The organism is Chryseobacterium sp. 2TAF14, from assembly GCF_052115105.1.
Taxonomy (GTDB): domain Bacteria; phylum Bacteroidota; class Bacteroidia; order Flavobacteriales; family Weeksellaceae; genus Chryseobacterium.
The window spans coordinates 1-20,669 of the sequence record NZ_JBFRGA010000087.1; the positions used below are offsets into that span (position 1 = coordinate 1).

Genomic DNA, 20,669 nt, shown 5'->3' on the forward strand with positions numbered 1-20,669 from the left:
ATTTAAAAACGAGATTAAGAATAATCAATTATTTAGATTAGATTAAGATAAAAAGCTGACTCAGAATTTTATTTTTTAGCAAAATTTTTATTATTTTTTTCAACCTTTTTAGGAATTAAAAAACTTAAAACAGCAGCTCCAAAAGAAATAAACAAACTCTCTTTTAATTCAAATTTTGCGGCATATCTGAAAACGATAAACCCTAAAATAAAAGCAAAAACTGTTATAGCTATTCTTTTCATTTTTTTTACTTTAATTAAGAATTCAGGATCTCTTCTTTCGCTTTTTTAGTCAACGATTTAAAAACCAAATCATACGACTGATCAATCATTTTTAGGACCAAATCTTTTTTTAAACCATCCAGAGAAACAGAATTCCAGTGGGTTTTGTTCATATGAAATGCGCCTGTAATCTGTGGATGCTGCTCGCGAAGCTCTTCGCTCCATTCCGGATCAGTTTTTACATTAATGCTCAAAGGCTGTCTTTCTAAAGACATCAAAAGAAAAATTTTGACACCCACTTTTAATACTAAAGTTTCGTTATCAAACGGAAAACTTTCTGTCACTCCTTTTTTTGCAAGACAATAATCTAAAATTTCGTTGGCATCCATTTCGTATGAGTAATAAGTGAGAAATAATTGATAATTGATAATTGATAATTGATAATTGATAATTGATAATTTAATCTTTTATCTTAAATAATTACCTCAAATTTAGTAAATTTAAAAAAGGAAATGATCATCACACAAAACTATTTATTATGAAAGCTTTAGTAATCGGTGCTACAGGTGCTACAGGAAAAGATTTGGTGAATCAGTTATTACAGGATAATGATTTTGATGAAGTTAATGTTTTTGTAAGAAAACCATTGTCTATCACCAATGAAAAATTAAAAACTCATGTTGTAGATTTTGAAAAATATGAAGACTGGAAAAATCTTGTGAAAGGTGACGTTGCATTTTCTTGTTTAGGAACAACTCTGAAAGATGCCGGAAGTAAAGACGCACAAAGGAAAGTTGATTTCGATTATCAATATCAGTTTGCAAAGGCTGCTAAAGAAAATAATGTGGATGATTATATTTTAGTTTCTGCTTATGGAGCTAATCCTAAATCAAAAATATTTTATTCTAAAATGAAAGGCGAGCTTGAAGAAGCCGTGAAAAAACTTCATTTTAATAAAATCACCATTTTCAAACCCGGAATGCTCGAAAGAAAAGATTCGGAAAGAACAGGTGAAGTTTTGGGTAGCAGAATTATAAAATTTGCCAATACGCTTGGTCTTTTTGAAAGTCAGAAACCTTTACCAACAGATGTTTTGGCTAAAGCAATGATTAATTCTTCTAAAATAAAAAGCAATGGCTATTCTAGTATAAAACTTGGAAATATTTTTTGTTTTGCGGAGAAAAGCAATGCTTAAAATTTATCTTTAAAATAAAAATTTTTAGCAGATTATGCAGATGGAGCAGATTTGAACTGCCACGAATGCACTAATTTTTATTTTGACGGATTTTACAATTTCTATAATCTAAAAAAGTTCACCATTATTAAACAAAAAATCGCCTCAATATGAGACGATTTTTTTAATAATAAAACAAAATATTATTTTGCTTTTGCCTGAAGCTCAGCTTCTTTTGCTTTTAATTCAGTAACTTTTGCCTGATTTTTAAGCATTCCGTAGATATCTTTTAAAGTACCTACTGCGTCTAAATTATCAGGACTTGCCTGATACCATTTTTCAGCATGAGGTAATGCGTTATTAAATCTTTCCTTTCTTGCTTCAATTAAAGTAGTCGCTTTATCCGGATCTGATTTTCTGATTGCATTGATAGCGTCAACTGCTTTAGCATCATCTCCAATAGCAGTATAAACTAAATTTTGATAAGCATTATTTTTTAATTTAGCATCAGTTGGAGCTAATTCGATTGCCTTTTTAAATGAAGCGATTGCATCTGCTTCTGTCGCAGGATTTTTTGACTGTAAAACTCCTAAGTTGTACCAGTTTGTAGCGTCGTTAGGATTTTTTGCTAACTGCTCTTTCAGATTGACCATAAATTGATCGGTCTTACCAGTTGCATATAAAGCAGAACCATGATACTCTTTCAGTTTAGCATTATTTGGATATTTAGCCAAACCTTTTTCGATTATTGCTAAAGCTTCGTCATTTTTCTTTGCATTTAAAAGCAATGTTGACAAAGTTTCGTATAAATCTGGCTCTACACTTGGTGTTTGTTCTGTTTTAAAATCAGAGTAATCTTTTGACGAACTTTTCTTTAGTAGCTCCCAAGTTGCTTTATCATAAGCTGAAACTTGCCCGGTTTTATTTTCTTTTGCTGTATAAGTTGTCTGAACTCCTGTATAACCGGAATTAATTAATTCGGTATAAATTTTTATAGATTCGTCCAGGTTATTTGCTAAAGCATAACTTAAACCTGCATAATATTTATAGGTCTGATCTTCCTGTCCGTTTGTTTTTAACAAATCATAAAGTTCTAAGAACTTCGGTCCTGCAACCGTATAATTTTTTGCGTTGTATGCGTCCATCGCTGCCTTATTAGTAGCCTGAACCTGAGCATTGACATCTTTTTTCTCTTCCTTCTGCCCGAAAGCAAAAACCGAAGAAACGATTGCTATACCTAAAATTAGCTTTTTCATAAATAAGAATTTTAATTATATTTTATATTATTCTTCAGAATCTGAATTTTCAGTTTCATCAGTAGGGTTTTGATTTTCAGTTTGTGAAGAAGTATTTTCCTCTGTTGAAATATTTTCTCCAGATTCTTCTCCTTCAACAATTTCGTCTTCTACATCTTTATCCATTGATACTTTTGCGATAGCTGCGATCTCGTCATTCTTTTTAAGATTGATCATCCTTACACCCTGAGTATTTCTACCCATTACACGCATTTCATCCATATTCATTCTGATCGCAACTCCGGATTTATTAATAATCATCAGTCCGTCTTCGTCTGTAACATTCTGAATAGCAATAAGATTACCTGTTTTTTCAGTGATATTTAAAGTAATAACTCCTTTTCCACCTCTGTTGGTAATTCTGTAATCTTCAACTGCGGTTCTTTTACCGTATCCTTTTTCAGAAACCACAAGAACGGTATCATTTTCCAAATCGTTGACAACAATCATTCCAATAACCTCATCGTTTTCCTCCATCGTTATTCCTCGCACACCAATAGATCCTCTACCCACTTCTCTTACTTTTTCTTCAGGGAAACGGATACATTTACCATTTTTGGTTGCAATCATAATCTGAGATTCACCGTTTGTAAGATAAGCGCTTAATAACTGATCGTTTTCTCTGATCTCGATAGCATTGATACCATTTACTCTCGGTCTTGAGTAAGCTTCTAAGGAAGTTTTCTTGATCGTACCGTTTTTGGTGATCATTACCACGCTCATTTGGTTGATGTAATCTACATCTTTCAGATCGTTGGTTCTGATGTATGCTTTAATCTTATCATCCGGCTCGATGTTGATTAAGTTTTGTACCGCTCTTCCTTTTGCCGTTTTAGAACCTTCAGGAATTTCAAATACTCTTAACCAGTAACATTTACCTTTTTCTGTAAAGAACAACATATATTGGTGATTGGTTGCCGAAACAATGTACTCTAAGAAATCTGAATCTCTTGTTGTAGCCGCTTTGTTACCAACACCTCCTCTGCTCTGGATTTTGTATTCTGAAAGCAATGTTCTCTTCACATATCCTGCGTGAGAAATCGTAAGAACCACCGCTTCGTTCGGAATAATATCTTCAATAGACATTTCACCTCCCGAATAATCGATTTCCGTTCTTCTTTCGTCGCCGTATTTTTCTTTTACTTCAATTAATTCATCCTTAATAATCTGGAATCTTCTTGGTTCATTAGCCAAAATATCTTCTAAATCATTAATTTCTTTCATAATAGCGTCATACTCATCACGGATCTTATCAAGCTCCATTCCTGTAAGACGGGCCAAACGAAGATCAAGAATTGCCTGAGCCTGAATTTCTGATAATTCAAATGCTTCGATCAATCCTTCTTTTGCAGCTTGCGGATTGGCACTGTGACGAATAATTGAAATCGCTTTGTCTAAAGAATCCTGAGAGCCGATCACCTTCATGAAACCTTCAAGAATGTGGGCTCTTTCTCTTGCTTTTCTTAGCTCATATTGAGTTCTTCTTACGATGATCTCATGTCTGTGCTCAACAAAATGGTGAATGATATCTTTCAGATTCAGCTGCTCCGGTCTTCCGTGTACCAAAGCGATGTTGTTTACACTGAAAGAAGTTTGGAGTGAAGTATATTTATATAATAAATTAAGAACAACATTAGGAATTGCATCATTTTTCAATTCATAAACAATACGCATCCCTGTTCTGTCAGATTCGTCTCTGATCTCGTAGATTCCGGGAATCTTCTCATCTTTTACCAACTCGGCTGTTCTTGCAATCATCTCAGCTTTGTTTACTTGATAAGGTATTTCGGTTACGATAATTGCGTTTCTGTTGTGTACTTCCTCGAAGCTTACCTTTGCTCTCAAAACAACCCTTCCTCTTCCTGTATGGAAAGCGTCTCTTACACCGTCATATCCGTAGATAATTCCGCCTGTAGGAAAATCGGGAGCAATGATGTGCTGCATTAGCTCATCGATCGTAATTTCTTTATTATCAATATATGCGCAGATTGYATCTACCGCTTCAGAAAGATTATGAGGAGCCATATTGGTCGCCATACCTACCGCGATACCTGAAGTACCGTTTACCAAAAGATTTGGAATTTTTGTAGGCATTACACTCGGTTCCGTTAAGCTGTCATCAAAGTTATTTTGAAAGTCTACCGTTTCTTTATCAAGATCAGATAAAATCTCGTCTGAAACTTTTTTAAGCCTTGCCTCGGTATAACGCATTGCTGCAGGAGGATCACCATCCATCGAACCGAAGTTACCCTGCCCGTCAACCTGAGGATAACGCAAACTCCAAGGTTGAGCCATTCTTACCATTGCGTCATAAACCGAAGAATCTCCGTGTGGGTGATATTTACCTAAAACATCCCCAACAATTCTTGCTGATTTTAAATATTTTCGGTTTGAGAAAACCCCTAAACCATACATACCATAAAGCACTCTTCGGTGTACTGGCTTAAGACCATCTCTTACGTCGGGCAATGCTCTCGAAACAATAACCGACATTGAATAATCAATGTAAGATGATTTCATTTCATCAACAATGTTGATAGGAATTAATCTTTCTCCTTCTTTTTGCATATATAAGTTTTATTGTAATGATAATCAGACTTTTAAAATTTGGTCTGAAAACTATTTATTTCAAATAATTAATAACGGGCTAAGTTACAAAATTTTTACCGATTTTTGCCTGAGAAATCAAGCAAAATATCTTAAAAATATTAAAATATGAGTGTATTAAGTATAACTTTTCACTGCGTAAAAAACAGTCTGGATGAGTGGGAAAATTATGTGGATGAAACTTTGGTTTTAATGACTGAAAACCTGATGGATGTTGATAAATATATCTTATCTGAAGTGCACAGTGATTTTATCGACGAAGGCAAAAACTATAATCTTCTTTTAATTTTTGATGATGAAGAAAAAAGAGCAGAATTTATGGAAAGTGAATTATTAAACATCACCGAAATAATCGAAACAAAGTTCGGACAGGATGTAATGATTTTCAACACTTCTTTAAATCCTAAAAAGAAAAATTTTTAGCAAACCGCTATTAATATTACTAAAAAGCTGCCTCGATTTTGAGGCAGCTTTTTCTTTATAAGTTAACGACAATTACCGGTCTGCTGTGATAAACTCTCGGATGTCTGTATTTATGTGAATAATGATACGGTCTTGCCGGTTTGTAATAATGTTTTTTATAATGTCTTGGCGCTTTATAATAAACTACTTTTTTATACTTTGGCTTGTAATGACGATGATGATGGTGTTTTTTGTGAGGCCCGTGATGATGCCCTCTCTGGAAAGGTGCAGCCTGATAAAACACGATCGAAAAAACGATTAAAAACAGCCCGATTACTTTAGATAAGATTTTCATATTAATCAATTTCAAATTACGAATGGAAATTACAATACCAGTGCCAATATTTATTTACAATTGCCATTTTAGTAATTTTTAAGAAATTTTATTATTTTTTCAGATAATTTACCTGTTTCTCGGATGATGACTCTTTAATTCTTCTACTTTTYTATCATGACCGGGAGGCATTGGTCTTTGGCTTGGATGTGGCAGGCAAGAAGAAATAAATCCTGCGACTACCAATATTGCGATTGTATTTTTAAGGAATTTCATAATTGTTGATTTAGAATTACTTTCTTGAATGATACAATCAAAGTGCCAAAAGATTGATATTTTTTAATTTAAAAAATCAAATTGCTTCTTCTTTCAAGCATGATCAGATCTTTCCATTCGCCGTGAAGCTGCCCCACTTTTTCTCTTCTGCCTACAATCCTGAAACCATTTTTTTGATGAAATTTTATGGATGCTTCATTTTCAGGAAAAATATTGGACTGTAAAGTCCAGAAACCGTGGTTTTCACTATCAAGAATCATTTTTTTTAAAAGAAGCGAACCCAAACCTTTCCCCAGATAATGATGATCAAAATAAATACTGAGTTCGGCAACACCTTTAAAACAATCTCTTTTGCTTACAGGCTTTAAAGCACACCAACCGATCACTTCGCTGGTTTCATTTTCCAAAACCCATCTGCATTCGTTGAAAAAACTGTCATTCCATGCTTCCAAGCTCGGTAATTCGGTGTCGAATGTGGCAATTCCGCTGTCAATTCCCTGTTTGAAAATTTCTAAGACTTTGGTTTCGTCCTGCGGAAGCATCTCTCTTATTTCGTAGTACATTTTTAATGATTTTCTTTTATTTTTCTTAATTCTTTAATAATAAATCTGCAATAATCTTATCCTAAAAAAACCTGCATCAAGAATAAATTTACAAGCTGCTATATTTAAAATCAAATGTATACAATTACAGGAAATAAAAAAACTGCTTTTTCAAGCAGTTTAAGGAAATTATATACAGTTTATATTACATTATCTGTTGTTGRTATCTACTCTTACAGGCATTACAAATGATGAAGCCAGCATATTTTCGTTAAGTTTGTTGGCATCTATTTTATAATGAAGATGAGAAAGTACACTTTCTATTTCTTTACTTACATTTTTGCAGTCTCCTTTTGAACGCACGTTTACAATTTTACCGTTTTCAGCAATATCAAATTTCACTTCTGAGTTTACAATCCCCTGCTTATAATCCTGGTTTGTAAAATCAAAATTAGCCATCAAAAGATTTCTGATTTCATTAAAAGCATCATTCTTATTGAGTTGAACTTCCTGAATGGTATTATTTGAAGTAGTCTGTGCTTTAACATTACCTGCAATTGCTGTTAAACCTAATGCGAAAATAGAAGCAACAAATATTTGAATTTTATTTTTCATAATCATCTGATTTTAAATTATATATTAAACTTGTTTTGAATTCTAAATCAAAGATATAAAAAATTATTCATATAAATTTTACATTCAGTTAACATTGAGTTAACATTAGAATATAAAATATTGAAATTCAAATCATTATGTTTTAAAAATAATTAAAAAGTTAACATTAGACATACAATTTTGAGCATAAAAAAAGGCTAAACTTAATCGTTTAGCCAATATTTTATGAAATTACAAACCTTCTATAATTCTTTACTTTCGAGCTCATTTATAATAAATTTAGCATCACTTTCATTAATATATTTATTTTCGTAGAGCCAATGTATTCTATTGATTTGTAAATGAGTAGGAATCAAATTATCTACTTTGTAATAATTTTTTAAATAATAATCTCTTTTACTCTCTTTAATTTTTGCGATAAAAGAATCAACTTGTACCCTATCTTTTTTTGTATAGAAAAAGACAATTGGTTTTGCCGCTACAAGATTTTTAGAATTTTGATTTCTGAATTCATTATTACAGAATCCTATTATTAGTAATACAGGAATCATTATTAAAATAAAAACAAAAATCCCAACTCCCTCAGAGAGTTTAAAAAATTCATTAATAATAATGTTTAAAAATATACCATTGAATAAAACGGATATTACTATTCCCAATATTATAAGGTCTTTAGATTTTCTAAATATTATTTCATCATCCTGAATATCTGTAAATAAAACTTTATATTCCTGTAATTCTTTAGCAAAATTATCTTTTATCAAAACTCCGTCTTCCAGAATTTCAAAAGACTTAGAATTCCTCCCGTTTTTTTGTTTTAAAATATTCATTTGCTAAAACTACATCTCCTTCTTCAAATACTTCCCTGTCAAAGATTTCTTAGACTTTATAATTTCTTCCGGAGTTCCCTGTGCAACAATTTGTCCGCCGTGCTTTCCGCCTTCAGGTCCGACGTCGATGATGTGATCTGCTAATTTGATAACATCCATATTATGTTCAATAATAATGAATGAATTTCCTAATTCGACCAATTTATTAATCGCATCCATCAAGATTTTCACGTCTTCAAAATGAAGTCCGGTTGTTGGCTCATCAAGAATATATAAAGTATTTCCGGTTTGTCTTTTTGCTAGTTCGGTTGCCAGTTTTATACGTTGCGCTTCACCGCCGGAAAGCGTTGTCGATTGCTGTCCCATTGTGATATATCCTAAACCTACATCCTGTAAAGTTTTTACTTTCGCAAAAATCTTAGGAATCGGCTGGAAAAATTCTACCGCTTCATCAATCGTCATATCCAAAACATCGGAAATCGATTTTCCTTTGTAGCGAACTTCCAATGTTTCCCTGTTGAAACGTTTTCCGTTGCAGGTTTCACAATGAACATAAACATCCGGTAAAAAGTTCATCTCGATTACTTTCAAACCGCCACCCTGACAAGTTTCGCATCTTCCGCCTTTTACATTGAAAGAAAATCTTCCCGGCTTGTAACCACGGATTTTAGATTCGGGCAGTTCTGCGAAAAGATTTCTGATATCGGTAAACATTCCGGTGTACGTTGCAGGATTTGAACGTGGGGTTCTTCCGATCGGAGTCTGGTCTACATCTACAATTTTATCAATGTTATCAAGACCTTCCACTTTTTTGTAAGGCAAAGGTTCCTGAACGGCTCGGTAAAAATGTTTATTTAAAATTGGGTATAAAGTTCCGTTGATCAAAGAGGATTTTCCGCTTCCGGAAATTCCTGTAACTACGACCAACTTTCCTAAAGGAATATCAAGCGTTACATTTTTAAGATTATTTCCTGTAGCACCTTTTAGTAGGATATTTTTACCATTTCCTTCTCTTCTTACTTCAGGAATGGCGATTTTTCTTTTACCATTAATATAATCTGCGGTAATGGTATCGGCTTTCAACAGATCTTTCGGTTTTCCCTGCCAAAGAATTTCTCCGCCAAATTTTCCGGCTCTCGGACCAATATCCAAAACCTCATCGGCTTCCATGATCATATCTTTGTCGTGCTCTACAACCAAAACAGAGTTTCCGATGTCACGAAGATTTTTTAACGAATTAATCAGTCTCTCATTGTCTCTTTGATGTAATCCAATACTTGGCTCATCTAAGATATAAAGAACATTAACCAACTGAGAACCAATCTGTGTTGCCAAACGGATTCTTTGAGATTCTCCACCAGAAAGGGTTTTTGAGCTTCTGCTCAAACTTAAATAATCTAAACCAACATCCAGTAAAAACTGAAGCCTGGTTTCAATTTCCTTTAAAATTTCGTGAGCAATGATCGAATTTTTTTCTGAAAACTTATCTTTTACATCAGCCAACCATTCTTTTAAATCTGATAAACTTAAACCATTGATTTCGGCAATATTTTTTCCGTCAATTTTAAAACTTAAGCTTGAAGGCTGAAGTCGGGTTCCTTTACATTCAGGGCAAATTTCTTCGGTCGTGAAATGTCTTTCCAGCAAAATAGCTTCGTAAGATTCTCTTTCCTCAATCAGTTCTTCCATAAAAGGAATCAACCCATCAAAACTGATCTTGATTTTTTTGGCAATTCCTGCGTATTTTAAATCTTTATTAAATTCTTTATGGCAGCCATTGTATATATAATCCAATGCTTCTTCCGGAATATCTTTGAATGGTGTTGATATATTCAATTTCTGTACTTCCAAGTTTTTGAATTCCAATCAAACCTTCTCCCATTTCCATTGCTGTGCGCAACGATTTTTCCATTCTTGCTTCGGATGCAGATTCGCCGATAATCCAACGGTCGATAACAATGTCGATGTCATGAGTTTTGTAACGGTCAAGTTTTAAATCATATTCAATATCGGCCAATTCGCCGTCAATTCTTGCCTGTCCGTACCCTTTTTTAGCCATTTGCACGAAAAGTTCGTGATAATGTCCTTTTCTTGAGCGAACAACAGGCGCCATCAACATGATTTTTTCACCTTTATAATTTTCCTTAATGGTGTCAAGAATCTGATCTTCTGTATAACTTACCAACTTCTTTCCTGTCGTTTGAGAATAAGCATCTGAAACTCTTGCATACAAAAGACGAAGATAATCGTATAATTCTGTAACTGTTCCTACAGTTGAACGAGGATTTTTGTTGGTTGTCTTTTGTTCAATGGCAATTACCGGAGAAAGCCCTTCGATTTTATCAACATCCGGACGTTCCAAACCGCCCAAAAACTGTCTTGCATAAGCAGAAAAAGTTTCAATATAACGACGCTGACCTTCCGCAAAAATCGTATCAAAAGCCAATGAAGATTTTCCGCTTCCGGAAAGCCCCGTGATAACGACCAATTCGTTGCGCGGAATTTTTACGTTGATGTTTTTAAGATTGTGTTCACGAGCTCCGTAAACTTCTATATATTCTGTTGATTTACTCATAATTTGGAGTGACTTTACCTGAAAATCACGATGTGCAAAATTAYGGAATTTTATGGAAATTATTGTGTTAAAAAATGTTAGGAATATTAATCTTAAAACTATTAAAATTTGACCTTAACTGGAACTCGTTTTTGTATTGCAATATTTAATTTTAACGCAAATAGCGCAAGGTTTTTTTAAATTATTGAAAATATTTTTCGTTCGCAAAGGCGTTTCACTCAGCCAAGAAATGTAAGTTTTGAATTGTTAATTTATTCCGGCAACCATTCATTAAAACAAAAATACCGACAATAATCTTCATCGGTATTTCTATTGGTAAAGTTTATGAATTATTTTACAAACGAATTGTAGGAATTTAAAACAGATTCATAAGCAGAATCCATTTCCTGAATATTGCTGTCTGCAATTTTTCCTGTTGATTTAGAATCTCTGATCAGTTTTCTGAATTTGTCTAAGAAATCTGAAGCATTTTTGTTTACATTCTCAAACTGAGTTTTTTTGTAAGCATACTGCTGTTCTTTTACGTTAAATTCTTTGTTGGTATTCATGGTTACAACTTTCTCAAATTCATCGTATTTTTTCTGTGCTTCGGCTTCGTTGAAACTTCCTGCATATTGCTTATCTAAAACATCCATCACAGAATCCATAGAACTCATTAAAGATTTAGAAGAAATAATAAATTCTTTCATCGGATGATCTTTAAGAATCACTTCTTCTGCAGCATCTGTTGCTGGTTTTATTTTCGTTAAAATATTTTCTCCTGCAGTGAAAAATGCCTGTGCTTCTGCATTGATATCTTTTTGCAATGCTTCTGCTTTTGCACCTTGGTCGTCTTTATAGTCTTCTGAGGTGATGTAAGATTTCAATTCTTCAAATTTCTTTTCAATATTTTCTCTTTTGGTTTTGTAGGTATTAAAATCTGTCTCAATTATCTTTTTATCATTTTCAAAACCGGAAGGAACACCTTTTATCTTACTCAAAGAATAATCCATCGAATTGATTACCAGCGGCATGCTGTAAACTGTTTCGCCTTTAGATTTTTTTACCGCTGCTTCTGCGTACTTCACGATATTTTCAATATGTATTGACGAGCTTTTGTAAGAATCTAAAAAGTCATTATTAAAATCTATAATTGCCTGAGATTCGTTTTCTCCGGCTTTCAGAACGGCATTTCCTATTTTGTCCATTCCTTTTTTACAGCTTACGTTTGCTGCACTCAGCGATAAAGCCAGTGCAACCATCATTACTTTTTTCATATTTTATATTTGGGTGTTAAAAATTAATTTTCAAAAAAATCGGTGTCTTCATTGCTAATTTTCACAAGATATTCTATTCCGTCGATTGCTTTTGAGACGATTTGGTTTCGCAAAATGTTTGCCATATTTTCCCAATACATTCTGCCATAAAAAGAATAATTGTTGGGTACAATTTCCACCTCAACGGTTCTTACAAAGCCTTCTTTTGGTTTGTTGCTGATCATCGTTCCACGTTTTACACGAACATCTTTCAGCTCGTCTTTCAAAACCATTCGGCAATAGTTTTTCACATCTTCCAGAGAAATAATCTTATCTCTCGTTGTTAAAGCATATTTGTAAGCCTGAATGCTGTCTGAACCTTTCTGCTCTTCAGCTCCGCCAATGGTTTCTGTCAGCAAAATCATCGACTGAGATTTCAGCTGGTTTGAAAGCTCGGTTCCGGGACGCATATGATTGGCAAAAGTGCAGTGCGTAATCCAGAACGATGCGTAAGTGTGGTCTGTCTTTTCTACAGGTTCCATAATGACGTAATTAAGCTCCTGTCTTACACTTCTTCTGGCGTTATTTACTTTTTGCACCATCGATTTCATCTTGTCAGACATTTCGCCTAACATTCCTTTTACGTTATCACGGTTTAATAATGAAAATGCTGCAATTTCGTCTCTGGTAAGTTCTAAAACATTGGAAATCATATCAACCGCATTTCTGTTGTTGAAACGTTCCATTCCGCCTTTTCTTACCGTGTACAAACCTTTTTTGAGATTGTCTGAAGGCGTGAAAGGAATTTCGGTATATTTTCTTCCGTCACCATCCTGAACTTCATCTACATACAGGAAATATTCAGCTTCTTCAGTTATTAAAGGAATATTATTTCCCATGATATCTAAGCTGTATTCGGTTTTTTTCCAGCCACGATTGTAAACAGGGAAGGCATTCAGCACAAAAGTGAAATTATCTAAGATCTCTGCTGAAAACTGCGGCGGAAATTCAAAAGTAAGCCACAGATATTCTTTTCCGTTCAGATATTTTTCAATTTCTTCTCTTCCTTTTAAAAAATCTAAATCCTGTGGAAGATTTTTGGTGAAGAGATCTCTTGAAAGTCCGCTTACTTCGATGAACCTGTGATGGTAAATACTTTTAATATCATCAATAATCTTTGTTTTTATCGACTGTTCATGGAATATTTGCTCGTAACCTTCCTGCTCATTGGCTTTAACATAAGATATACCTTCTTTGATAAACATAGGATTTCCGTCGCTTGAAACCGTGCTGTAAGGCAACAATTTATAAACAAAATCAAGATGTTCAAAAGCCGGGTTTGAGCAATAAATACTTAGTGTTTTCGGAAACTTTTCATTGGTAAATTTCGAAACATCAATTCCGATGGTGATTTTTCTGTAATCTTCCGGTCTTCCCTGAAATCTGGAAATAGGGATTTTATTGAGCCTCTCATCCAGACTATAACAGGTATTTCCAACAAACATGATTGCAGTCTGTGCTTTGTTTGTTCTTACACTTCCAACCGGTGTAAAAGGAATATTTAATTGTTTATCGGATTCCGATTTCACAGTGGAATTCATATGTTTTTTGAAAAAAAACTCGGTATGCTCCAATAAAATTTCAGATGACTCATACGGTGAAGTGTAAGCCAAAGCATGAGCCGGAATCGGGTGTGTATAAATTGACGGCGTTAATAACTTGGCAAGTTTTTCTAAAATTCTTGCATTAACGGTCTGGATTTCATTATTCGCTTTAAAAACTTCGGTGCTAAATGCATCAATCAGTAATTTTACAAAAGGGTCTAATGACTGCGGGCTTTTCAAACCCCAAACTTTTGTAGCATTCTGAAGCATTCTCGCTTTTACGGATTCTTTGGAATAAATATTCTGATCTAAATTCATAAAATTTTATTACAAATAAATAGTTAGTCGATAGACATCGGACTTAGAAAAAGCTCGGTAGAAAAACTGAAACGCTCACCTGTAGCTTCCATTTTTGCATTGATCCCTATTTTTACTTTTTTCTTGATTTCTGTGTGCTCTTTGGTATCATAGCTATGCTCCACAAAGCGTATGTGAGCGTCAATTTCAGGCTGTACTATGCGCGGTTCGTATTGTAAGATCTGTTTTTTAAGACTTTTGATAAAAACATTTTCCCAAACTGCCGCAGTTACTCCGGCGGCAAAGCCGCTGATGAAGCTTGAATAAAATGAGTGCTTTATAAGATAAGATATCTTCTTCTTGAATCAAGTTTTGCATTAATAGCCCTGATTGAACGGCTTGTTTGAGCTCTTTTTCCGGGATTTTCGGGCGGCGGCTTTGCCGCCGCCCGAAAATCCCGGAAAAAAGCGAGTAGTGAAAGCAGGAAAAAGCTTCAAATAAAAATTTATAACTGATTAAAATTATCAGACAGTTTATTCCGCTTTTTTATTTCTGTTGATCAAATAATAAACAGGAAGCCCGACAAGAACAATTAAAAATCCGGGCCAGGTGTACTGTTGCTTATAAATTAAAAGCAATACACAAAATGCTGTTCCAATTAATAAATAAACTATCGGAGTGATCGGATATAGCCATGTTTTGTAAGGTCTTTCTAGATCAGGCTGTTTAATTCTTAAATAAATAACTCCGAAAACGGTGATCATATAAAATAGTACAATTACAAACGAAATCATATCTAAAAGATTTCCGTATTGTCCGCTCAGACAAAGTATCGATGCCCAAATTCCCTGCATCCAAAGTGCATTTCCGGGAACCTGGTTTTTATTGTTGTTAACAGCAGATTTAAAAAATAACCCGTCTTTTGCCATGGTCTGGAAAACTCTTGCTCCTGCCAAAATCAATCCGTTATTACAGCCGAATGTGGAAACCATCACCAAAACTGCAATAATTACGGTTCCTGCGCTTCCGAAAATATTCTGTGAAGCTGCTACTGCAACTCTGTCATTGGCTGCAAAAGCAATCGAATCTCTGTCTAAAGCATTGATGTAAACGAAATTGACGGCAATATACAACAGCATTACTGCAGAAGTTCCCAAAATCATTGCTTTTACCACATTTTTTTTCGGATTTTCAATTTCACCTGAAACAAAAGTTACACTTTCCCAGGCAACCGAACTGAATACCGAACCAACCATTGCAGCAGCGATTCCGCCCATTAAAGTCATTCCTGAAATTGGTTCCCAACCTGATTGCAAAAAGACACCTTTAGCATCTTGTTTAAGATTATTAAAAGAATCCGTTCCAAAGCTGAAATTTTCAGCCAAATGAGAAACATCTACTAAGATAAATCCTAAAGCAATTAAACCTAATAATGCCAGAATTTTAGATCCTGTAAAAACATTCTGCAAAATTTTCCCGCTTTCTACCCCTCTTGTGTTAATGTATGTGAGTAAAATAATGACCGCGATTGCCAAAATCTGGATCCAGGTAATCTGAAAAGTTCCGCTTTGAAAAATAGGAGCAGCGTTATTCAATTCCGGGACAAGATATGCGGTAAATTTTCCGAATGCCATTGCAACTGCCGCAATTGTTCCGGTCTGAATTACCGTAAACAGTCCCCATCCGTAAAGAAATCCCATTTTTTTGCCAAAAATTTCTGTAAGATAAGTGTATTGTCCGCCCGCTTTTGGAAAAAGTGATGATAATTCACCATAGCTTATCGCTGCTGCAACGGTCATGATTCCGGTAATTACCCAAACGGCAATCATCCAGTAACCGGAGCCTAGATTCCGCATCATATCGGCACTTACGATAAAAATTCCGCTTCCGATCATGGAGCCCATCACCAGCATGACGGCATCCCATAGTTTTAGTTTTTTCTGCATATTCAAATATTGCGTTCAAATATAAATAAATATGCAATTGTTTTTGATTTTTGTTTGTAATTTATAAACGAGCTGTTATTTATCAAGTTTATAATCATTCTAAATTCAAATTTTATTATTAATTTTGGAAAAAATATTAGTAATGAAATTTAAAGCAATATTAGTTTTAACAGCGGTAAGTATTTCTACTTTAGCGTTTGCACAGGAGAAGAAAAAAATGGGACCACCGGAAGGTAATGCCATCGTTGGAGACACTTATGGTTCCGGAGTAGCTTCAAATGTAGAATCTAAAGCTATTTCTGTTGAGAAATTAGGCAAAAAGCTTAAGAAAGAAAATAAAAAAATGGAAAACGTAGCTGTAAAAGGAAAAGTTACAGACGTTTGCGAGAAAAAAGGATGTTGGTTAACAATTCAAACTGAAGATAATTCTCAGTTTTTCGTGAAAATGAAAGATTATGCATTTTTCGTACCTACAGCTTTAAAAGGAAAAACAGTTGTATTAGACGGAACTGCGGAAAGAAAGGTAACTTCTATTGACGAACAAAAACATTACGCAGAAGATGCTAAAAAACCTCAGGCAGAAATTGATGCAATCACTCAGCCTAAAGAAGAAATAAGATTTGTAGCCAACGGAATTAAGGTTGTAAATTAAAACTTAATCATGTCATTCTGAATGAACAAAGTGGAATGAAAAATCTCCATGTAAATTCTTTATCGTCAAATGACATTAAGTATAAAAACAAAAGCGGAACAAATTGTTCCGCTTTTTTAGTCTTCTATTTTGAAATTTACTTCCTTATCAAGTTTCGGGTATTTTGTATCAGAAACATATCTTTTGCCGGTACAATCGATTTCCAGCCAGCCTTTTCTACTCTTCACATCTCCTGATTCTACAACAAAAGGTACAAATGATATTTCATCTTTACCATCTTCAAAAACTTCTCTGTACTGAACCGCAATATCCAAAATACATTCATGATCAGTATTTAATTTTACGTTCCGGTAAACAACATCGTAGTGTGTTTCCTGATTTTCAGGAATTTCCTGATAAACTTCCCAACCTGTTGTATCAGAATTGAGTTCGCTTATTGCTTTTAGAGCATAATACAAGGCAATTGTATAGTACTTTCTGGTTTCTTTTCTTGAATAATCGTCTGCAAAATGTCCGCCTTCAAAAAGAATCGTCGGCATTCCTGATTTTATAAAATTATCACCTGTAGAAGTGGGATAAAACTCATCAGAATACCTTCCGATCTGGTTTGGAATCAACTCTTTTAAATAATTATAAATATTGGCAATTACAGCCATACATTTTTTGCGGTTATCAGTAATCGTACGTTCCACATTTTCTGAAGGCGCCAAAAAGGAGAGTGTTGCAGGATGAATTCCATCGGTGGTAAAAATCGTGCGCTGCTCATGAAGATTCAGTGCGTAATCGTATTTTTTTGAAGCAGCCAGGTTTTTCAGAAACTTAATTTCCTTACTCGCTTCATTATGAAAATCTCTATTAAGATCTATTTCTGCAGCATTGAGCCTCGTCCATTTTTCAGAACCATCAGGATTTAGCATAAAAATAAAATCTAAGCTGATCTTATTAAAAAGCTCTTCTTTTAAATCGGGAGTTTTATCTAAAGTTTTCAATAAATCGAGCATTGCGTGTGTTGCATTAGATTCGTTTCCGTGCATTTGCGACCAAGCCAGAACATTGATTTTACCGGTTCCTACACTCAATTTATATATAGGTTTATCTAAATATGACCTTCCAATCTCCTGAATATAATCGTTGAGATTCGTCTGTAGGTAAGAAAATAATTTTTCAGGGAAAATATAGCGATTAGGAAAATCAGGATTTGCAGTGTAGAAACTTTCAAAATTCATTCAATAATAATTTACATTGTTCAAAATTAACCATTTTAGATTTAAAAATAAAATTAACATTTGTAACTTAATTAAACGATGTAAATTGACAGGTTGTCTGTTGATAAAATTGTGGATTAACAATAATTCAATTACTTTATATTATTTAGTTAATTATCAATGAATTATAAAATTCAACTCAAGCAATAAAATATATTTACTTTAAGTGAATAAAAGCTTATTTCTGTAGAAATGAGTGTAATTAACTTAAACAAAAGAGTTGTGGAAAAATTGAATTGACAAATGCAATATACAAATGTTAATTGTGGATAAAATGAAAATTGTCTTTAAAAATTCCGCTCAAAATATGCTTTAGGTAATTGATCTAAGTTAGTCCATAAAAAAGGATCTTAGTTGATGATTACTTATTCTAAATTCTGTTAAAATTGTTTATCAATAGTTGTTTGCAGAGAAGAATTAAAATTTTATCGAAAGAGGTAATGGTAAAATAGAGGTTTAAAGAGGATATAAACGGTCTCCTACTCCATTATAGTTCTAGCAGGTTAAATTATCCTATTCATCGTAGAAAGAAAGATTTTAGCGCTATAATGTATGATCTCATAATCTTCAACTAACATTATATATTTTACTTCATTTTTTACTTTAAGTGAAAATTTATTTAAAATTAATTGTGGAAATTTTGTTTAATAATTCACCTAAATAAATTTTACTAATAATATATATTACTGAAAAATAGTCATTTATACTTATTTACTTTTGTATATCTCATAAGTTTTATTAGTTTACATTTGTATTTGTGATATGTAAATTAATTATTTACATTTGTAAAAGTAATTTTTCAACTTATTTTATGAGTTTAAATGAAAGAATTTCAAAAGTTATAGAGTATTCTGGTTTTACTCCATCCGAATTTGCAGATGAAATAGATGTGCAGCGTTCGTCAATTTCTCATGTGACTTCCGGAAGAAATAAACCTTCTCTGGAATTTATCATTAAAATAAAATCTCGTTTCCCGGAAATCTTATGGGACTGGTTAGTGAATGGTGATGGAGAAATGCTGAAGTCTGAACTTCCCGATACAGAAGAACCGGTAACCGAAGAAAAATTAAAACCAACTTCCCTGCCCGATTTATTTACGATGATGAACGATGATGAAGATTTTGGAACTGAAGAACCGGAAGAACCAGTCATTATTGAGAGCCCTTCAGAATCGATTAAAACGTATCAAAGTAAAACAAACGAAAAAATATCCGATTCTCAGCGATTAGAAAAATCAAATGAAAAAATAATTGGTCAAGTTGTTGAAAATCAGACTAATAAAATAAAACGTATTGTTTTGTTCTATGAAAACGGAAAATTCGAAAGTTTTGAGCCATAAAAATAAAATTTCATCTCAAAATTTAGAAAACAAAAAAGCTCGGTTAAACAACCGAGCTTTTACAATATTTTTGAATAGAAAATTATTTTCTTCTTCTATCAAGTTCTTTTTTTATTAATCCCAATTCTCTTCCGGTTTGTCCGGCAACAGAAGTGTTTTCTCTGGCTCTTCTGGTAAGATAAGGAACAACATCTTTTACAGGTCCGTAAGGAAGATATTTAGCCGCATTATAGCCTTTATCAGACAAGTAGAATGTAATATTATCACTCATTCCGTAAAGCTGCCCAAAATAGATGTGAGGATTGTTATTTTCCAGTTCTTTAGCCTTCATTTTATCCATCACCAATTCAGACGAAATTTCGTTGTGAGTTCCGAAGAACGCAGAAACTTTATCTAAATGGTTCATTACAAAATCAATTCCTGCATTATAATTTTTATCAGAAGCATCTTTGGTTGGCTGAATAGGATCTGCATAACCTTTTTCTGCCGCTCTTGCTCTTTCTTTTTCCATATAAGCGCCACGAACTATTTTGTAACCAATAAAATAATTCTTTTCTCTGGCTCTTTGAAGATGCTCTTCCATATATTCAAGACGACCGGTTCTGTACATTTGAATGGTGTTCCAGACAATCGGTTTTTCCTGATTATATTTTTCCATCATCTCTTCGCAAAGCTTGTCTGCAGCGTCCTGCATCCAGGTTTCTTCCGCATCAACCATTACTTTTTTATCATGCTCATGACAAAGTTTACAAACCTCATCAAATCTTTTTACCACTCTTTGCCATTCTTCTTTTTGGCTTGAAGTAAGCTCGGAACCGTTTCCTACAGCTTCATACAAATCAATTCTTCCGAATGCGGTTGGTTTAAAAACAATAAAGGGAACCGCAGGATTTCCCACAGAAAATTTAATGATATCCTTAATTTCCTGGCACACCGCATCAAACGTTTCTTCGTCTTCTTTTCCTTCAATCGAATAATCGAAAATACTTCCGACACCTCTTTTAAAGAGCTGTTTCACTACTTTCATACTCTCTTCACGGGTTTCTCCACCTACAAACTGCTCAAACAAAGTGTTTTTTACAATTCCGGTAACGAATGGGAAATTATTGTGAACTGTAAAATTCAGGATAGAAGTTCCAAAACTTGTAAGAGCGGGCTGTTCAATCATCTTAAACATCCAATACGCTTTTCTTAACTGTGCATCGGTCTTATCGGCAAATGCAACTTGAGTATCGTTAAAAATGGGCATTCTTTTTTGTTAATTTAATTTTGCAAATGTAAGAATAACCTGAGCTTTTTTAAAGCTTTTTTTTCTACAATTTACCTTCAATCCCGTTGAGTAGCATAGCAAGAATCCCGACAAAAACCCAGAAACGTAAAATATTGAGTGTAAGAAACTTATTCCGTCTTGAAGAATTTAAAAGCAGGTAAATACAAATAATCATCACAAACAGACCTCC

19 protein-coding genes and 1 pseudogene are annotated in these 20,669 nt (G+C 33.7%); 4 read left to right on the forward strand and 16 right to left on the reverse strand.

All coding sequences use genetic code 11. The features are described 5' to 3' along the window. Nucleotides 1-68: 68 nt before the first annotated feature. The gene (locus AB4Y90_RS10565) at nucleotides 69-242 is read right to left on the reverse strand and encodes a hypothetical protein (protein ID WP_441557490.1); all 174 of its coding nucleotides are present in this window, start codon (nucleotides 240-242) and stop codon (nucleotides 69-71) included. A 14-nt stretch (nucleotides 243-256) separates the two neighbouring features. Further along, the gene (locus tag AB4Y90_RS10570) at nucleotides 257-610 is read right to left on the reverse strand and encodes an MmcQ/YjbR family DNA-binding protein (RefSeq protein ID WP_441557492.1); all 354 of its coding nucleotides are present in this window, start codon (nucleotides 608-610) and stop codon (nucleotides 257-259) included. 149 nt (nucleotides 611-759) lie between these two features. On the opposite strand from AB4Y90_RS10570, the gene AB4Y90_RS10575 reads away from it, so the two are divergent. Then, nucleotides 760-1,416, forward strand: a complete 657-nt coding sequence (locus AB4Y90_RS10575; protein ID WP_441557494.1) for an NAD(P)H-binding protein — start codon at nucleotides 760-762, stop codon at nucleotides 1,414-1,416. Between the two features lie 182 nt (nucleotides 1,417-1,598). Here the strand turns inward: AB4Y90_RS10575 and AB4Y90_RS10580 are convergent, their stop codons facing one another. Both AB4Y90_RS10580 and gyrA read right to left on the reverse strand, forming a co-directional pair. Then, nucleotides 1,599-2,651: a tetratricopeptide repeat protein gene (locus AB4Y90_RS10580; protein ID WP_441557495.1), complete on the reverse strand. Its 1,053-nt coding sequence runs from the start codon at nucleotides 2,649-2,651 to the stop codon at nucleotides 1,599-1,601. 27 nt (nucleotides 2,652-2,678) lie between these two features. Further along, nucleotides 2,679-5,258 carry a DNA gyrase subunit A gene (gene gyrA, locus AB4Y90_RS10585; RefSeq protein WP_441557496.1) on the reverse strand — a complete coding sequence of 860 codons (2,580 nt, stop codon included), beginning with the start codon at nucleotides 5,256-5,258 and terminating at the stop codon, nucleotides 2,679-2,681. A gap of 147 nt (nucleotides 5,259-5,405) precedes the next feature. Between gyrA and AB4Y90_RS10590 the strand changes: the two genes are divergently transcribed. Then, entirely contained in the window at nucleotides 5,406-5,720 is a 315-nt protein-coding gene (locus AB4Y90_RS10590) for a DUF4286 family protein (protein WP_441557497.1), read from the forward strand. A gap of 55 nt (nucleotides 5,721-5,775) precedes the next feature. Here AB4Y90_RS10590 and AB4Y90_RS10595 read toward each other — a convergent pair whose 3' ends face one another. From AB4Y90_RS10595 to AB4Y90_RS10640, 10 genes and pseudogenes are all read right to left on the reverse strand, one after another. After that, nucleotides 5,776-6,054, reverse strand: a complete 279-nt coding sequence (locus tag AB4Y90_RS10595) for a hypothetical protein (protein WP_441557498.1) — start codon at nucleotides 6,052-6,054, stop codon at nucleotides 5,776-5,778. Nucleotides 6,055-6,162: 108 nt separating this feature from the next. Next, nucleotides 6,163-6,309 carry a hypothetical protein gene (locus AB4Y90_RS10600; RefSeq protein ID WP_441557499.1) on the reverse strand — a complete coding sequence of 49 codons (147 nt, stop codon included), beginning with the start codon at nucleotides 6,307-6,309 and terminating at the stop codon, nucleotides 6,163-6,165. A 68-nt stretch (nucleotides 6,310-6,377) separates the two neighbouring features. Continuing rightward, nucleotides 6,378-6,872 carry a GNAT family N-acetyltransferase gene (locus AB4Y90_RS10605; protein ID WP_441557501.1) on the reverse strand — a complete coding sequence of 165 codons (495 nt, stop codon included), beginning with the start codon at nucleotides 6,870-6,872 and terminating at the stop codon, nucleotides 6,378-6,380. A 189-nt stretch (nucleotides 6,873-7,061) separates the two neighbouring features. After that, a complete protein-coding gene (locus tag AB4Y90_RS10610) occupies nucleotides 7,062-7,466 on the reverse strand; it encodes a hypothetical protein (protein ID WP_441557503.1) in 405 nt (134 codons plus the stop codon). 242 nt (nucleotides 7,467-7,708) lie between these two features. Beyond that, entirely contained in the window at nucleotides 7,709-8,296 is a 588-nt protein-coding gene (locus AB4Y90_RS10615) for a hypothetical protein (RefSeq protein ID WP_441557505.1), read from the reverse strand. 9 nt (nucleotides 8,297-8,305) lie between these two features. Next, a pseudogene (gene uvrA, locus AB4Y90_RS10620) lies at nucleotides 8,306-10,871 on the reverse strand (excinuclease ABC subunit UvrA). Nucleotides 10,872-11,200: 329 nt separating this feature from the next. Continuing rightward, nucleotides 11,201-12,127, reverse strand: a complete 927-nt coding sequence (locus AB4Y90_RS10625) for a DUF3829 domain-containing protein (RefSeq protein WP_441557506.1) — start codon at nucleotides 12,125-12,127, stop codon at nucleotides 11,201-11,203. Between the two features lie 23 nt (nucleotides 12,128-12,150). Further along, entirely contained in the window at nucleotides 12,151-14,028 is a 1,878-nt protein-coding gene (locus tag AB4Y90_RS10630; RefSeq protein ID WP_441557507.1) for a type VI secretion system baseplate subunit TssF, read from the reverse strand. Between the two features lie 23 nt (nucleotides 14,029-14,051). Continuing rightward, nucleotides 14,052-14,192, reverse strand: a complete 141-nt coding sequence (locus AB4Y90_RS10635; RefSeq protein ID WP_441557509.1) for a hypothetical protein — start codon at nucleotides 14,190-14,192, stop codon at nucleotides 14,052-14,054. Nucleotides 14,193-14,540: 348 nt separating this feature from the next. Beyond that, nucleotides 14,541-15,953 carry an APC family permease gene (locus AB4Y90_RS10640; protein ID WP_441557510.1) on the reverse strand — a complete coding sequence of 471 codons (1,413 nt, stop codon included), beginning with the start codon at nucleotides 15,951-15,953 and terminating at the stop codon, nucleotides 14,541-14,543. 142 nt (nucleotides 15,954-16,095) lie between these two features. Here AB4Y90_RS10640 and AB4Y90_RS10645 point away from each other — a divergent pair, with 142 nt between their 5' ends. Next, entirely contained in the window at nucleotides 16,096-16,605 is a 510-nt protein-coding gene (locus tag AB4Y90_RS10645; RefSeq protein WP_441557512.1) for a DUF4920 domain-containing protein, read from the forward strand. A 116-nt stretch (nucleotides 16,606-16,721) separates the two neighbouring features. Here the strand turns inward: AB4Y90_RS10645 and AB4Y90_RS10650 are convergent, their stop codons facing one another. Further along, nucleotides 16,722-17,831, reverse strand: coding sequence for a M14 family zinc carboxypeptidase (locus tag AB4Y90_RS10650; protein WP_441557513.1), 1,110 nt, complete (start codon nucleotides 17,829-17,831; stop codon nucleotides 16,722-16,724). 850 nt (nucleotides 17,832-18,681) lie between these two features. On the opposite strand from AB4Y90_RS10650, the gene AB4Y90_RS10655 reads away from it, so the two are divergent. Further along, nucleotides 18,682-19,209, forward strand: a complete 528-nt coding sequence (locus AB4Y90_RS10655) for a helix-turn-helix domain-containing protein (RefSeq protein WP_441557515.1) — start codon at nucleotides 18,682-18,684, stop codon at nucleotides 19,207-19,209. Between the two features lie 82 nt (nucleotides 19,210-19,291). Here the strand turns inward: AB4Y90_RS10655 and AB4Y90_RS10660 are convergent, their stop codons facing one another. Next, on the reverse strand, nucleotides 19,292-20,458 hold the full coding sequence (locus tag AB4Y90_RS10660) for a proline dehydrogenase family protein (RefSeq protein WP_441557516.1): 1,167 nt from the start codon (nucleotides 20,456-20,458) through the stop codon (nucleotides 19,292-19,294). Nucleotides 20,459-20,669: the final 211 nt, after the last annotated feature.